The 14,803-nt window shown below is 46.6% G+C and carries 13 protein-coding genes; 7 read left to right on the forward strand and 6 right to left on the reverse strand.

Going from position 1 to position 14,803, the window contains the following annotated elements; all coding sequences use genetic code 11:
* From L4C36_RS08520 to L4C36_RS08530, 3 genes are all read left to right on the forward strand, one after another.
* A complete protein-coding gene (locus L4C36_RS08520; protein WP_428477376.1) occupies positions 1-237 on the forward strand; it encodes a YnbE family lipoprotein in 237 nt (78 codons plus the stop codon).
* An 18-nt stretch (positions 238-255) separates the two neighbouring features.
* Complete coding sequence (locus tag L4C36_RS08525) at positions 256-579, forward strand: YdbL family probable chaperone protein (RefSeq protein WP_428477377.1); 324 nt, start codon at positions 256-258, stop codon at positions 577-579.
* A gap of 231 nt (positions 580-810) precedes the next feature.
* Positions 811-1,773, forward strand: a complete 963-nt coding sequence (locus tag L4C36_RS08530; protein ID WP_428477378.1) for a YeiH family protein — start codon at positions 811-813, stop codon at positions 1,771-1,773.
* Positions 1,774-1,894: 121 nt separating this feature from the next.
* On the opposite strand, the gene L4C36_RS08535 is transcribed toward L4C36_RS08530, so the two are convergent.
* The 3 genes from L4C36_RS08535 to L4C36_RS08545 form a co-directional block, all read right to left on the reverse strand.
* Positions 1,895-2,080 carry a hypothetical protein gene (locus L4C36_RS08535; RefSeq protein WP_428477379.1) on the reverse strand — a complete coding sequence of 62 codons (186 nt, stop codon included), beginning with the start codon at positions 2,078-2,080 and terminating at the stop codon, positions 1,895-1,897.
* Positions 2,081-2,330: 250 nt separating this feature from the next.
* A complete protein-coding gene (locus tag L4C36_RS08540) occupies positions 2,331-3,227 on the reverse strand; it encodes an alpha/beta hydrolase (protein WP_428477380.1) in 897 nt (298 codons plus the stop codon).
* 200 nt (positions 3,228-3,427) lie between these two features.
* A complete protein-coding gene (locus L4C36_RS08545) occupies positions 3,428-4,315 on the reverse strand; it encodes a helix-turn-helix domain-containing protein (protein ID WP_428477381.1) in 888 nt (295 codons plus the stop codon).
* 200 nt (positions 4,316-4,515) lie between these two features.
* Here L4C36_RS08545 and L4C36_RS08550 point away from each other — a divergent pair, with 200 nt between their 5' ends.
* Complete coding sequence (locus L4C36_RS08550; protein ID WP_428477382.1) at positions 4,516-5,763, forward strand: sugar efflux transporter; 1,248 nt, start codon at positions 4,516-4,518, stop codon at positions 5,761-5,763.
* Here the strand turns inward: L4C36_RS08550 and L4C36_RS08555 are convergent.
* Positions 5,760-6,377: a TetR/AcrR family transcriptional regulator gene (locus L4C36_RS08555; RefSeq protein WP_428477383.1), complete on the reverse strand. Its 618-nt coding sequence runs from the start codon at positions 6,375-6,377 to the stop codon at positions 5,760-5,762. The two genes, L4C36_RS08550 and L4C36_RS08555, sit on opposite strands and share 4 nt — an antisense overlap.
* A 94-nt stretch (positions 6,378-6,471) precedes the next feature.
* On the opposite strand from L4C36_RS08555, the gene L4C36_RS08560 reads away from it, so the two are divergent.
* Positions 6,472-7,005, forward strand: a complete 534-nt coding sequence (locus L4C36_RS08560) for a dihydrofolate reductase family protein (protein WP_428477384.1) — start codon at positions 6,472-6,474, stop codon at positions 7,003-7,005.
* Between the two features lie 106 nt (positions 7,006-7,111).
* Here the strand turns inward: L4C36_RS08560 and L4C36_RS08565 are convergent, their stop codons facing one another.
* Complete coding sequence (locus tag L4C36_RS08565; RefSeq protein WP_428477385.1) at positions 7,112-10,666, reverse strand: Ig-like domain-containing protein; 3,555 nt, start codon at positions 10,664-10,666, stop codon at positions 7,112-7,114.
* Positions 10,667-11,722: 1,056 nt separating this feature from the next.
* Between L4C36_RS08565 and L4C36_RS08570 the strand changes: the two genes are divergently transcribed.
* The gene (locus L4C36_RS08570; RefSeq protein WP_428477386.1) at positions 11,723-12,133 is read left to right on the forward strand and encodes an SPOR domain-containing protein; all 411 of its coding nucleotides are present in this window, start codon (positions 11,723-11,725) and stop codon (positions 12,131-12,133) included.
* 137 nt (positions 12,134-12,270) lie between these two features.
* Here L4C36_RS08570 and L4C36_RS08575 read toward each other — a convergent pair whose 3' ends face one another.
* A complete protein-coding gene (locus L4C36_RS08575) occupies positions 12,271-13,674 on the reverse strand; it encodes an MATE family efflux transporter (RefSeq protein WP_428477387.1) in 1,404 nt (467 codons plus the stop codon).
* A gap of 152 nt (positions 13,675-13,826) precedes the next feature.
* Here L4C36_RS08575 and L4C36_RS08580 point away from each other — a divergent pair, with 152 nt between their 5' ends.
* The gene (locus tag L4C36_RS08580) at positions 13,827-14,786 is read left to right on the forward strand and encodes a LysR substrate-binding domain-containing protein (protein WP_428477388.1); all 960 of its coding nucleotides are present in this window, start codon (positions 13,827-13,829) and stop codon (positions 14,784-14,786) included.
* The last annotated feature ends 17 nt before the right edge of the window (positions 14,787-14,803 follow it).

Raw genomic sequence — 14,803 nt, forward strand, 5'->3', positions numbered from 1 at the left:
ATGGATATTCAACTTAAGCTGTCTTACATACCGACTTACCTCACGGCGTACCTGCCGGTGCTCTGGCTGTTACTGCTTCTGCTCAGTAGCAACTTAATGGGGTGTACACCGACGGTTCAGGTCACCGCATCGGATAAACCGATTGAAGTAAACTTAAATATAAAAATAGAACATGAGATTCGAATCAAAGTCGATAAGGAAATTGACGAGTTATTCAGCGACGATGACGTCTTCTAACTGGGCAAGGAGTTTGCCATGAAACGCTTACTGCTATTTTTCATTGCCGTGTTCATGTCTTGCAGCGCGTTTGCGCTTGATCTCCAACAAGCCAAAAGCCAAGGCTTGGTGGGTGAAGCCAGCACAGGCTTGATTGCCCCGATAACAGCCAGCCCCTCTCAAACGGTGCGCGCCTTAGTGTCTGACGTGAACCAACGTCGCAACGCCAAGTTCAAACAAATTGCCGTCTCTCATGGGTTAAGCGTGAGAGAAGTCGGCCATCTTGCCTATAAAAAAGCGGTAGAACGGACCGTTCGCGGCCATTACTATCAAGACCCTTCAGGAAAATGGGTGAAGAAATAGTGATGAAGAATTAGCGAAGCTGATATAGCACACCCCCGTCAATCATCCCTACCGCCCTTTCTTGTTTCCCTGCCTCCCTTGTGTTAAATGTCTCTCCGCCCAGCATTCAATGCTGCTTTAACCCCTTTCAGATTTTCTTAACCCTAGCTTCAATATATTCAACTCTGACTTAACTATCATTGGCCCTATAATTGCTGTCCTTTTACTTCCCTTTTGTCTACTGATGAAACGATGACGACACGACATTCTCTTTTTACGTCGATTTTTCACCCTGCGCGGAAAACCGATTGGTTGTTTTACGGCGTTGCACTCCTATGTTTATTGCCTTTTATCAGCTCGCCAATTGCATTGGTATTGGGATTTAGCCTTGCCACGCTCGGGCTTGTTCCTACCCAATTTAACCTCGCGGCTTTAACCAAAAAACTGCTCTCTTATTCCATTATCGGTTTAGGCTTTGGGATCCACCTAGATCAAGCCATCAGCGCCAGCAAAGAAGGCTTTGGTTTGATCGTCGCTTCCATCTTTTGCACCTTGATACTGGGATTTGTATTAACACGGCTGCTAAAGATCGAACAAAAAACCGGTCACCTGATCGCATCAGGTACCGCGATTTGTGGCGGCAGCGCCATCGCAGCCGTCGCACCAGCGATCAATGCCCGTGACGATCAAACCTCTATCGCGCTGGGTACCGTGTTTGTGCTTAATGCGATCGCGTTATTTGTGTTCCCGATCATCGGTCACTTTTTTGAAATGAGCCAACACGCTTTCGGGACATGGGCGGCGATTGCCATTCATGATACCTCTTCCGTTGTCGGTGCTGCGGGCGCTTACGGTGATGAAGCGTTAAAAACAGCGACGACCCTGAAACTGGCGCGTGCGTTGTGGATCATCCCCATTGCCTTTTTGAGTGCCGTCTTGTTCAAGGGCGATAACAAGAAAATCAGCGTTCCATTTTTTATTCTTTTTTACTGCGTGGCTATTTTGATTGCACACTTCTTGCCCGATCTACAGTTGTTCTATGACATGGTCTTTGCTGCATCCAAACGTCTGTTAGTAGTGTGCTTGTTCCTCATCGGTTCAGGGATCACCATCCAGAAAATGCGCGCGGCCGGTTTTCAACCATTACTCTTGGGGGTCATGCTGTGGTTTAGCATTGGCGGGGGGTCACTCGCCTACATTTTGTGGCAGAGCTAAAACTCACGCCAACGCGAGAGACTGATGCAAAAACCAGCTCATAAAGCATATCGTTGAAACAAAGGAACCAGGCCACGTGCCTGGTTTTTTATTTAGGTAATGGCAATGACGTGATAAGGGATTACATTTTATATTTTGCGGAATCAGACGAATGGCATGATGGCGAAACCGGTTGCCCCGTCGCGCGTCGTACACCAACGATCAATAGAATCAAAAAGGCGGTAAAATCTAAAATCGCACTCGTTATCCCCGATGTCATCAATGATGCCACCAGCATACTGATCACAATGGCTATCCATAATAGCATACGTATTCCTCCCCCTGATTGAACGCTTTCTTTTCGTTTTGCTTTATGTCTTTTATGATTATTAACGAAATGCACAGCGTCAGAAATTCGCTTTCTCTCTATGACAGAGAGTTTAGTTATAACGGGATAAATGTGTTTTATCGATTCGTTATAATAGAGGGGCTTTCAGGCAATAAAAAAGCGGAAACACTCCGCTTTTTTATTGAATAGAAGTATAGAAACGCGTGTTGACCGAGGGGATGAATACCGCTTATTCCTCCCAGCCATATTTACGCACAAACATGGTGTAAGCCGCTAAAGAGTCATCATGCAATAAAAGATCATTTTCATCCGCATTTGGAACCACGGTCAGCGACTTTTTAATACCCGGTAACGCGTTATACAGATTCTGCGGTAACTCAACCGGTACCATGTCATCGTCTTCCGCCGCAAGCAGCAGCACAGGACCGTCAAAGGCTGTCAGCAATTCATAGTTATCTAACTGCTCTAACGAATCAGACATCGATACGTTGTGCTTAAAGGCTTCGGGTAACCAACTCTTCGGTAACCACGGGAAGCGATTTTTAACCGCAGTCAGTTCCTCAACGGTGGTCACCGCCCCTTCAAGGACCACGGCATTCACATTCAATTGCTGCTCTTTCGCGATTTCCGCCACCAAGAAACTGCTCATCGCCGTACCGTGTACAATCATGAACTCATTCTTGTAATTTTTCTTACTGTACTCAAACACGGATTTTGCATCTTGCTTCAATTGCGTCAGTGACGGCCATGTTCCGTGGCTGTCGATGCCCCGGTTTTTAAACATGATGACATTCAAGCCTAAGAAGGCAAATTGCCCCATAATATCAACGTCATTTTCGCCATCACGGAATGGTGAACCACCGAAGTAGATCACGGTGTTCTGACTGTCTTCTACCGTTAAGCGCACACCTTTACTGATGAAGCCATCGGGGTGAATGATACTCAAAGGATCCAGTTCATGCTTGCTCGGTTTATACCAGTCTGCGGTTTGGTATTTTTCCACATGCAATGGATGGCTAATTTTATGTGTTAATAAATCATCCGTTTGTACGGTTGAACTACAACCAAACAATACCAACATCAGCGCCCCGGATATCGCACCGCGACGTAAAGCAGAAAAAACCATGAGTGGAAAACCTAAGTGATTGAGTAATATCTATTAATATTACGTAGTTCATCGACTCAACTCACCTATCAATCTCTTTTTTCGCGACTGAAACCCACTAATTGCCGGCCTTGTTGCATACTTTATCATTAACACGTCATTGACGTATTACGTAATAGCAAAAGGCGGTTATCTGCGTTTAAACCGTAAAAACCAAACAATTATTTAAATTGCGCACGAAAGACAGAAGGAGTGATCCCTTTTACCGTTTTAAAGTGGCGGTTAAAGTTAGATAAATTATTAAAGCCACTGCGCTCAGCAATGATAGAGACAGGTAATTGGCTATTCACCAGTAACTCACACGACTTTCCTACTCTAAAGCGTTTGAGGTGATCGGAGAAACTTTCTTGAAAGTGCCGTTCAAACAAGCGATAAGCCGAGCTTTCACTCATATGAAGATGTTGACACAAATCGCGGATTTTGATCGGTTTCGCGTAATGCTTTTCAATGTATTTTCGTGCGTGATCAACCCGTTTTATCGATTCATCATCGTCGCTGATTTTTTGAAAACCATAAGAGTTCACCGACAAGGTCGTCGCTTGTTGATCGTCCGATAGCACCGTCAGGGTGCGTAACACCTGAAGCAATTGATGGTGAGGGTCTAAGCGATCAATCTGACCGAGTAGTTGAAAGACATGCTCTGCCGTCTGCTCGCTGAACTGTAACCCATACGCAGAACGCTGAAGCAGGCATTTCAGCACATTCAATTCAGGCATGGCATATTGCAGCGCTTCAATCCATTGATGGCGAAACCATAAGATGATCGAATAATGGCCCTGTTCTACCTCACCATTAATTGCGCCGGTGAGCATGTGCGGTAACCCCGGCCCATACAGTAACAAACTGTTGTGCCTTATCTGTCCGACGTCATCCCCCGCAAAGTAACGCGCATTCAACACACTATTAGGATCTCGATAAAGCACGAGTTCATATTCTGCATGATAGTGCCATGAGCATGTAAACGCTTCCTTTTTCACTTTGCAATGGTACTGCTTAACCATCCAATTAAAATCAGCATTGTTGAGTACATTTTCTATCGATGGTTTCATTGATCTTCCTCCCTGTTCATCCAGAGCAAGGTATCGATATAATCAATCTCTGTCAAAAGTGAACACATGATTGATAGAAAAGTATCAGTAGTCGGTGGAATCGCATCAATCAACCCGATCAGAATTGGATAGACTAACGCTGTTTTCACGTGTCTGGCCAGACGTCGTTTCAGGTATCTAGGAAGTATCAAGGAATAAGCATGTTTAAAAACAAAACAGCGTGGCTATTTATTTTCACGGCGTTCGTATCGGGCTTATGCGGTTCATTTTTCTATCCGCTGTCGAGCTTATTCATCATCGAAGCATTGGGAGCCAGCCCTGCTATGCTGAGTATATACATGGTACTCAGTGTCTGTGCATCTGTGGTCGTATCACAATATATTGCCATTCAATCTGATAAAAACTGGCGCCGTAAAACTATCTTATTAACCGCACTCTCCTGTTATTTGATCACCGTGGTCAGTTTTTCGGTGATCCGTGATTACTACCTGGCCGTAACCGTGGCCATGGTGTTTGGCAGTGTCAGTGGGGCGATATTTGGTCAACTGTTTGCGCTTGGACGAGAATTTGCTGATCGTCACTTGGAAGACAGCACCTCATTTCTGGGCATCATGCGAGCAGGCATTGCGATTGCTTGGGTTTTTGGCCCACCGTTGGCCTTTATGCTCAAAAGCGCATTTGGCTTCAGTGCCTCTTTTCTGGTCGCAGGGCTTGTCACTGCATTAACCATCGTCATCACACTCATTTGCATTCCAGGTTCGACACAAAATCCAGCCCAGACGAAGAGTGATGGTATAGACGACCAACAAACAGCGCCAACGAATACAGCACTCGACACATCAGAGTCCGTCCAGCAACGTGTATTGAATAAGCGCATCGTGATCTTTTCTGTCGCGGTGGTCTTGATGTTTGCGGCCAGCAACCTCTACATAACGGTGATGCCGTTGTACTTATCACAGGAATTGATGATCGGCACACAGTGGGTAGGTATATTGTTTGGTCTCGCCGCCTTTTGTGAAATCCCCATTATGATGAATGCCGGTAAACTGGCACACCGCTTTGGCACGTTACGGGTATTGAATGTCGGACTCATCAGTGGCTGCCTGTTCTATATCGGGATGATTAATCTCTCCGACTTAGGTAGCTTCATGGCACTGCAAATCTTCAACGGTATTTTCATTGGCCTGACCGCCACACTCGGCATGGTCGCGATGCAAGACATGATGAAGCACCGATTAGGGACGGCCTCAACGCTGTTCTCTAGCCTATTGCAAATCAGTACCCTGATGGCCAGTTTGTCCATTGGCGTGGTCGGCGAACTGTTCAGCTATTTTGGCGCCTTTTATGTCAGCTTGACCAGCGTCTCGATGGCTTTCATCATCCTGACCTATTTAATCGTCTCTGACCGTAAAGCAGAACGAAACGCTATCACGTCTTCGGCTTGTTAACGCTCAGGGCGGGTTGCCCCTCCTTTTTCCGATAAATGCGCCAGCCCCGCACAATACAGAGTAAAAGGACCATCCATCATATCGAGGCTCAATGCCTCGGCCTCTGGGTTGCAATAATGTGCATGGGCAAAACCGTGCAAATAGTCCACCAGCAAATGTAACGCATCCTTGGCTTGAGCCTCACTCAACGCCAAGGGTGCGATGATGTGTTCAAAACGCGCAATGAACACGTTGGCCGGCCCGCCATCCGGTAAACTTAAAAACGTGTCGAGCAAACCGGGATACGTCGTCAGCAACGTGAGATAACTGCGACATAATGCATGCAATTGTGTTTGCCACTGTTCAACCGACGCACAGGCAATGTCTTGCTGAATGTCGGGTTGGTCTATCGCTTCAATCAACGACACACAAATCGCCACTTGTAACGCCTGTTTGTTTTTGAAGTAGTGGTAAATCGCCATCGCATCCACATCCAGCGCACTAGCCAATTGGCGAATACTCGGCATTTTCCCCTGCGGCTGCATCAGGTCTTTCGCCGTTGCTAAAATATGTTCTGCACTTAATGGTGCCTGCTTACCACTCGGCCGTCCCCGCTTTTTATCCTTGACAGACATTTCTCCACCTCGCTACACTTTGATAAATTCTACAGTGTAGAATTTTGTATTAATCACCTGACGAATGCAAGTCCGTTCAATCTTTGGAGTTAAGATGTCTAACATTGTTTTTATTGCGACGAGCTTAGATGGCTACATTGCCGATCAACACGGCAGCATTGACTGGTTGCATGCCATTCCCAATCCAGACGGTATCGACATGGGGTTTGGTGCGCTGATGGATCGCGTCGATGCGCTTGTGATGGGACGAAATACGTTTGATATCGTCATGAGCTTTGGTTGCGACTGGCCGTACACGAAGCCAGTGTGCGTGTTGAGCAATACAATGACATCTGTACCTGCGGGGTACGAAGACAAAATCTTTCTGATGAAAGGCGATGTGCCTGAGATTTTACCAGTATTGCATGACAAGGGTTTTCATGATCTTTACATTGACGGTGGCGTGACGGTTCAGCATTTTTTGCAAGCCGACATGATTGACGAATTGATCATCACAACGATTCCCGTCCTGTTAGGTGGCGGTTCACCGCTGTTTAGTGAACTCGCTTCCCCTCTGCATTTTAGCTTAGAGAAAAGCGAAACCTTCTTGAATGCTATCGTGCAGAACCACTTTGTTCGTCAACGTTAATACCGTATTGATCAGATACCAAACACAAAAAGGGCTACCGAAGTAGCCCTTTTGTTTTTTTGCCGTTAGCATCCTGATCGGTTGTTCAAGATAGCCGTCGGTTCACTTACACTTCTGGTGCAGGCTCAACAGGTGGTGTTGGCTCTAGCGGAGGCGTAGGTTCTACAGGTGGCTCAGGAAGCACCGGATCAACCACTTCTTCATCTTCTGGGTCACGCAATTGTAGGAACCAGTAATCAGCATTGTAGTGATCTTCAGGGCTTACGATGAACGTATCGCCCAAGTGGTAGAACTTGGTACCGTTATCAACCTTCTTAGGCAGTTGATACATGTACTTGTTGCTCTCCCAGACACCATGCTCATCACGAATCGCTGTACCTTGGTTGAATACTGCAAACACCTCATTAGGCACATTCACATTTTCAATCAGGAACTGGTTACCGTCCATCATGCGCGTTTTCGGACTGTGGTTACCAATCAGTGTTTCACCGTTTTTGTTGAAACGCTGATAGCTAACACGCTGCTCAATGATGCCTTCAATTTCAACATCAACGATTTCAGCCACGTCAAATACGTTTTCGCGCGCGCCATTCACGATACGGGCCGCACTGAAGACCACGTGGCCATCCGGTTTACGCGCCGCTACACCGTACACATCACTGGTGGAGGTCACGACACCATCCGTAAACAGGTGAACTTTTGGCAATTCAGCCACGGAATCCCATAGCCAGTAACCAATACCGTCCCATGACCCTTTACGTGCAATCATACAGCCAGCCGCTGAATCACGCAGGTTATCCGCCGCCGCAAGGCTGAAAGTATCAACGCTGCGACAGTAGAACTCTGCATCACCCGGAATGGTCAATTCTTGCGTCACAATCGCGTGCGTTTCTAAATCAAACTCACTGAGCATCGGTGCAACGTAACCGCTAGACGACGAGTCCATGTTTTTCGTGTTCAACACAGTAATTTTCTGTGTGTTAGACGGTGTTTGAATGCGTGCGCCTTCCATTTCACCTTTTATTGTCCATGCTTCGGTAGCAAAGTCATACACGTAAGCCGTGGCGGTATTGGTATAGCTATAGCTACGAATAGACACAAAATCACCGTTTGGTGAGAACGCAAAGCTATCGGAAGAGAAGTTAAACTCATCGTCCGGATAACCCGTACCTGTCATATTGACAGCCGTTAACGTCCCATCGGCAAGGTTGTAACGGTAGTTAACAGTATCACCACTGTGTGGATTATCGCTGTCCGTTGACGTTACCAACAATACATAGCCGTTGCTTTCATGGATAATTTGGTTGTTCGCCAACTCTTTATCTGACGCCGCCATAACAAACACAGGCGTAGACTCACCTGCCGCTGTCACTTGCGTCACATACAGACCGTCTTGCTCTGCGCCTTCAACCGTCCAGAAACGATAAAGGACATTGCCGCTCTGAATCGCTTGTACCATGGTCGCTGAATCACCCGCCGGTGCTTGCGCGGTGACACGGTGCCACTGGTACACGTCGTCGTTTTCTAGCACGTTAACGTTAATTTGTACCTTGCGCTTGCTGTCGTAAGCGGTGTCAATCGCACCAATTTCTACAAGGATATTTTGCAGTGCAGGTGGGACGTCATCAATCGACAAGACATCTTGACCTGCACGCACACCGTGGATCAAGTCGGCTTCTTTATCCATTTCAGCAATCTGGATACCAGACGCATCTTGCAGCTCGCGCAAGCCATAGGCTTCGAAATCGGTTTCATCGGCTGATGCTTCAAATACGTGCTGAACACCGTTTGAACGCGTAAAGGTGAAGCCGTAACCGATAGACTCGCCTTCTTTCACGACTAACATGCCATCTTCAAAGCGTGGCGTTGATGACACGATGCGCGGTGCAATCACGTGAATGGTATCTTCTAGCGTCACACCATTGTACGTCGCCGTCACTTGCGCCGTGCCTTCCAAGACGCCCACGGCAACGCCGTTTTCATCAATGGTCAGGTACTCTGGGTTTAAACTTGCCCATACAATCTCATCCGTAATCGCAGTCACGCTGCCATCATTGAATTCCGCATTCAGGCTAAGTTGCACGGTTTCTTCTCGTGAAATCGTACCATTTGGCAGGTTAATGCTGACATTGACCAGTTTCGCTACAACCGTAAATACTTGCTCGGCTGCGATCTCACCCAATGATGCAGAAAGTGTTGCCACACCCACACCTTTTGCCAAGAACTGACCGTTTTCTAGCGATTCCAATACCGCTGCATTGCTAGATACCCACTCAACCTGATCGCTCACATCCAAGGCAAAACCATTTTGGTTCACACCTTCTGCAATGACCGACACATAATCATTGAGGAATTGCTCAGTGCTGTCTGAGGCTAAACGCAATGATGCGAGAACCGCTTCCGCCGCATTGAAGGTCACCGACGAGGTAGCACCTTGATAATGGGCTGTCAGTTCAACTTCACCCGCTTTAACAATTTGTGGTAGACCATCGATAACGACAATGGCATCGGCAGGCGACGCCGTCCATGACACAGACGGTGTCACGTTGGTGTTACTTTCGTCAGACCACACCGCGTTAACCACGGGCGAAAGCTTATCGCCTACAGCAACCGTTTCACCAATGTCCGTCAGTGTAATGGATTCAAGCAACGCTTCTGCGCTTGAAACAAACGTGACTTGCGTGCTGGTGCCGTTAAATTCAGCCGTTAGCGTAATGGTGCCCAATGCGGCAACGCGCAACTGGCTATCTACCGCTTCTAGTGCATTCGCAGGGCTGACGCTAAAGGTTGAAAGTGCACTGATATCCGTGCTGGTTTCATTCGACCACACGGCTTGTACCGATGGCGTGAAGACATCACCCAAACGCACACGGCTTGGCACACCCGTGATCACCATATTTTCAATCACAGGCAATACCGTTCCTGGCATCACCACGTAATCGTACTGTGATTGCCACGCAGGCAGATCACGGAAACGGTAAGATTCTTGATCGATAAACCAAGTATCAGCAAATAATGCATCCCATGCCGTCTGGTAAGGCGTGATATTTTGTGTATACCACTCTTCCCAATTCGCATCGGCTAATAATGCACGCAACCAAACAGTGCTGTTATCAAATCCCGCCATCGATGCAGAGTGATCAATGACAGATTTCAAACCGACACCGTGACGCACGACCAATAGTTCTGCTACATCACGATCGACAGCTTGATAATTATTCCACTCTTTCTTGGTGACATAATTATCATTGTTAGCATCCGCTAAGACATATTCAACCGTAGAGAAGTTTGAAATAAGCGTTTTGTTATTTTCGCTAGCAAAAGCCTCTGCCAGGCTAATACCTGCGTATTGATACAAAATAATATCATTACGTGTGGCATGATAAGTGACCGGTTGATCTTTAATTTGATCAAAGTCTGTTTCAGAGATAGAGGCATTAACGGAATATTGGCCGTTGTCGTCTGTATCAACCGTGGCCAACAGGTTGGTACCTGCGTAAATCGCCACTGTCGTGTTTGCCATGGATCCATTATAGACAACACCGCTGAAGGTAATGTCATTAAATGTTTCTGTCGTTTTATCCACAACATCATCATTATCTGAACCACATGCCGTCAACATAACAATAAGCGGAACACTCATCAAAGTATGCTTATACATTTATTCTCCTTGATATATATGCATAACAAAATTACAACGCGCCATTTCACCCTATTGTTCTCGTTCAAACGCCCTTTCTTTTTAAACGCTTGTTATTGTGAAACAGGGTTTAGCGCAAATTAGCCAACTTAAAATAAGTCAATAAAATAGAAGTCAATCAATAAGCAAAGCAGTCTAGCTAGGCGATAGATTTATTATCCCTTTCTATTTACGGCGCAGAATAACGACCACGCATGACTAACTCAAGGTGTAAAATAACACGCAGAAAATAAGACAATATTGTCCGACCATGAATCTGACAAGAAGGACAGCAAGTAATGACCACTTAAATTACAAATATATTTAACACATTATAATTAACCGAAAATCATCACCTTATAAAAACAATCAAATCAACAGTGGTTCTCGTCGTCTCGCGACCCTGCAACTGCCCATATACTCACTTACCTGCGTGTTTTGAATTCACTCGCATTGAATTTTATAAATATGGCGTCACCCGTGATGATGTTGATAGAAGTATTTGGTTGCTTTTTTAGGCTTAGATCACCCTAAGTAAGAGATATGCTGTTTGTCAGATACATAAAATTCCTCGTATTGCATGAAAAACACACATCTTGTTGAGTTAAAATTTGCTCAAAATTGACGCAGTGTCTACAGGTAAACCATCTCACTTACCCCACGTCAAGCCATCACTGATTTAACTGTATATATATACAGCCCTCTATTTTGACGCTAACATAGTGCGCGTTGACCATACACCATCGCGTAATAACGTTGAAATACATAGGCAGTGCGAATATATGACGATTTTTTAAGCACCATGTGCTGCCAATTTCGGCGAACACGCACCGATATACTATTTAAGAGCATCAATCTTACCGCTTAATGATAGACTTAATAACTATAGGCAACACATCAACCGGCATGAGTGAACGATCTCTTTCCCTCTACTCATGCCAGGCGGTTTGTAGATACATGCGGTTTTAGATAACACTTTGCATATATCCGTTTTTACATAACAAACACCCGTTTCACCGTTTTCATTTAGGAGTTTTCATGCAAAAGATTTTTGCATTGGTTGGCCTGCTACTGTTAGCCGGTTGTTCAACAACAGAAACCATTCACACTGACAGCCAGTGCATTGGGGCCATGACGACACAAGAAGCGTATGGCCACCTTAATCCCAACCATTTCACCGTGCAGGTGCTCGCGCTGAAAGAAGAGCGCCAAGCCGATGTGAAGCAATATATTCACGGTATTCAGGGGCAAGACCCGATCTGGGTAAACTGGAAACGTAGCCAAGGTTACAACTGGTACGCCGTGATTTATGGGGACTTTGAAACGAAAGACCAAGCCAAAATGATGATTGAACAATTGCCTGCCGACGTTCGCCAGCAAGGGCCGTTCATTCGCAGCTTTGCCGACGTACAGGCTGATAAACAAACGGATGTCTTCCGTTTGCGTTAATGCTCAAACACTGTTGCCAACCACACCTGCATGACATGGGTAATACCCAAAGTCACACATGACTAATACATGGCTGATAACAGAACGAATAAACGGTGCCCTTGGGCACCGTTTTTGTTCGGTCAAAGAAAGTAGCATCACGCTGTGATAATAATAGGCGCGTCTTGCGGCTCCCTATTGGTATTGCCGGCATCCGGTGGTGTCGCCCCCGTTGGCATGTCCAGCTGACGTAATGCGCGGATCAAAATCACCAACAGCATTAAGCCCGTTGCACCAAGACCAATGCCCAATCCCGCCCAAATACCACGTAATCCCATGCTATGCATCAAGAACCATGCCGACGGTAAGCCTATCATCCAGTAACCAATCGCGGTGGTGATTGTCGGCGCTTTTACCACTTTCATCCCACGTAAAATACTGATGGCAGCAATTTGCCAAGCATCTACCACAAAGCACATGGCAACCATCACCATCACGCCCGGCAATGCGCTGACCAAGTCAGACGCTAACGCATCCCCTTTCACGCTGAATACCGTGGTTAAAAACTCAGGATCCACACTCACGGCCAAACCGATCAGTGCACTCGTGGCCGTAACCAGAATCAAACCGAGCTTGGCATAGTGCTTCACTAACGCGGGTTCTTTACGCCCGACGTGCTGACTCACCAAGATAGAAGCCGCTTGCGAGAAGCCAAACGCAATGTTCCAAGATAAATTCAGACACTGTAACGCAATTTGGTGAATCGCTAATGACACCGCACCCAAGGTACCCGCCAACAACGCCGCACTGGAAAACAAGGCATGTTCTAGCATGGTAGCAATCATGATCGGCACCCCAATCGCAAGCAGCGGTGTGAGTATCCCCAGCTTATATTCATGCCAATTTAAAAAAGGCTGATATGGGCGGTATTTGGGGCGACTGAATACCCAAAAACCGTAACCTACCATCACTGTTGCACTGGCCAGTGCCGTACCGTAGCCCAATCCGGCCAACCCCATGTCCAACTGGAATGCAAAGCAATAACTCAGCGGCACGTTAAGGACAACCGTGATCAGGGACATCACCATCACTGAACGGGTATCACCAAACGCACTGACGAGGCTACGCAGTACCAGCAGCATCAATGTCGGCAACATGGTCCATTTTAAGGCATCCACATATTCCATCGCCATGGTCACGGCTTGCGGGTCTTGATTGGCGGCGTGCAATAAATGTGGCATTAAATAGAATAAAGGTTGCAACGCGACGGTCAGGATCACGGCCAACAGGACACCGCTTTTCAGCGAGGTGCTGATTTCAGCCTGCCCCCCTTGTGGATCACTTTCGGCTTTGCCATACGCAATGGCAATCAAGTTGGCGACACAACCTACGGTACTCCCCGCCACCATGAAGATGATGGAATACACCGCGGCCCCTAATCCGCCACCGGCAATCGACAGAATGCTCAACTTGGCCATCATCCAGACATCAGTAAACACTAATAATTGGCCGACCAGCTGAGAAACAATGAGTGGTACAGCTAAGCTGATCAACTTTTTCATTTTTCACCTTGCGAAAACTGGGCATTATCACCCCAAATTTTATTCCGCTAATGTAGGCGTATTCAGCATGTCTTTCAAACAACATTTATAGTATCTTTGCATTCCTAAAACTCATGCTAAGAACGACTGAATTGGAATTGTACGAGCCCGCCATGAAAAGAAGACACAGTTTATTACCCCCGTCGCTCAATGGCTTGAAGGTCTTTGAATCGGCAGCACGTCATTTAAGCTTCACCTTGGCAGCCAATGAACTAAATGTCACCCAAAGTGCCGTCAGTAGACAGATCCGTCAGCTGGAAAATCATCTCGGTTTTGCCTTATTTATTCGTCATCACCGCGCATTAGAACTGTCGAATGAGGGGAAGGAAATTGCGCTGATCTTGACCCGTCAATATTCCGAGTTAAACCACCAAATTCAGCAATTGAAGGCACAACAAACCCAAACGCTGCGCGTCAAAGTGGCCATGAGCTTTGCGGTACGCTGGTTGATCCCTCGATTGCATTCGTTTAAAGAACGCTATCCCGAGTTAGACATTGTGGTGTCATCCAGCATGGGGCATAACAGTGAAGAGTTACGGTTGGAAGATGATGATTATGATGTCGCTATCTACAACATGAAAACGGATCAAAAAAGCCGCTATCAGCAGCATTTCATTCGTAAGGAATACTTAGCACCGGTGTATTCGCAGCTATTGACCCACAGCCACAAAATCCTGTCCGTTGATGAATTGCTGACCTATCCCCGTTTGCACCCAACGCCGGATCAAAGTGATTGGAAAACGTGGTTGTCGTGTAATCAACGAAAAGAAGCGGTTAACCACCGTGGCATCACGTTCAACACGCTCGATATGGCGCTGACCTCCTGTTTTGCAGGTCAAGGCGTCACCATGACGGATTTGATGCTGGTGGTGCATGAGCTCAATGAAGCGTATTTACATTTGCCGCAGCACGCGACCATTATCGCCAATACGTGCTGGCAATATTACTATCATTCCACCATTCAAAGTGACGCCGTCACACAGTTTGTCGATTGGATGATGGCAGAGCAGGAACGGGATAAAACCGCGCTGTTTGCCCTTGCAGACCAACGCGGCTGGCGCATAATCGAGTAAACGGGTACGGGAGAAAA

The organism is Photobacterium japonica (assembly GCF_050337005.1).
GTDB classification, from domain to species: Bacteria; Pseudomonadota; Gammaproteobacteria; order Enterobacterales; family Vibrionaceae; genus Photobacterium; species Photobacterium japonica.

Excerpts from the sequence above, each read along its gene's own strand:
- L4C36_RS08520 (WP_428477376.1), top strand. The coding sequence starts at position 1 with ATGGATATTCAACTTAAGCTGTCTTACATACCGACTTACCTCACGGCG.
- L4C36_RS08545 (WP_428477381.1), bottom strand. The coding sequence starts at position 4,315 with ATGAAACCATCGATAGAAAATGTACTCAACAATGCTGATTTTAATTGG.
- L4C36_RS08535 (WP_428477379.1), bottom strand. The coding sequence starts at position 2,080 with ATGCTATTATGGATAGCCATTGTGATCAGTATGCTGGTGGCATCATTG.
- L4C36_RS08555 (WP_428477383.1), bottom strand. The coding sequence starts at position 6,377 with ATGTCTGTCAAGGATAAAAAGCGGGGACGGCCGAGTGGTAAGCAGGCA.
- L4C36_RS08570 (WP_428477386.1), top strand. The coding sequence starts at position 11,723 with ATGCAAAAGATTTTTGCATTGGTTGGCCTGCTACTGTTAGCCGGTTGT.
- L4C36_RS08565 (WP_428477385.1), bottom strand. The coding sequence starts at position 10,666 with ATGTATAAGCATACTTTGATGAGTGTTCCGCTTATTGTTATGTTGACG.
- L4C36_RS08525 (WP_428477377.1), top strand. The coding sequence starts at position 256 with ATGAAACGCTTACTGCTATTTTTCATTGCCGTGTTCATGTCTTGCAGC.
- L4C36_RS08540 (WP_428477380.1), bottom strand. The coding sequence starts at position 3,227 with ATGGTTTTTTCTGCTTTACGTCGCGGTGCGATATCCGGGGCGCTGATG.
- L4C36_RS08560 (WP_428477384.1), top strand. The coding sequence starts at position 6,472 with ATGTCTAACATTGTTTTTATTGCGACGAGCTTAGATGGCTACATTGCC.
- L4C36_RS08580 (WP_428477388.1), top strand. The coding sequence starts at position 13,827 with ATGAAAAGAAGACACAGTTTATTACCCCCGTCGCTCAATGGCTTGAAG.
- L4C36_RS08575 (WP_428477387.1), bottom strand. The coding sequence starts at position 13,674 with ATGAAAAAGTTGATCAGCTTAGCTGTACCACTCATTGTTTCTCAGCTG.
- L4C36_RS08550 (WP_428477382.1), top strand. The coding sequence starts at position 4,516 with ATGTTTAAAAACAAAACAGCGTGGCTATTTATTTTCACGGCGTTCGTA.
- L4C36_RS08530 (WP_428477378.1), top strand. The coding sequence starts at position 811 with ATGACGACACGACATTCTCTTTTTACGTCGATTTTTCACCCTGCGCGG.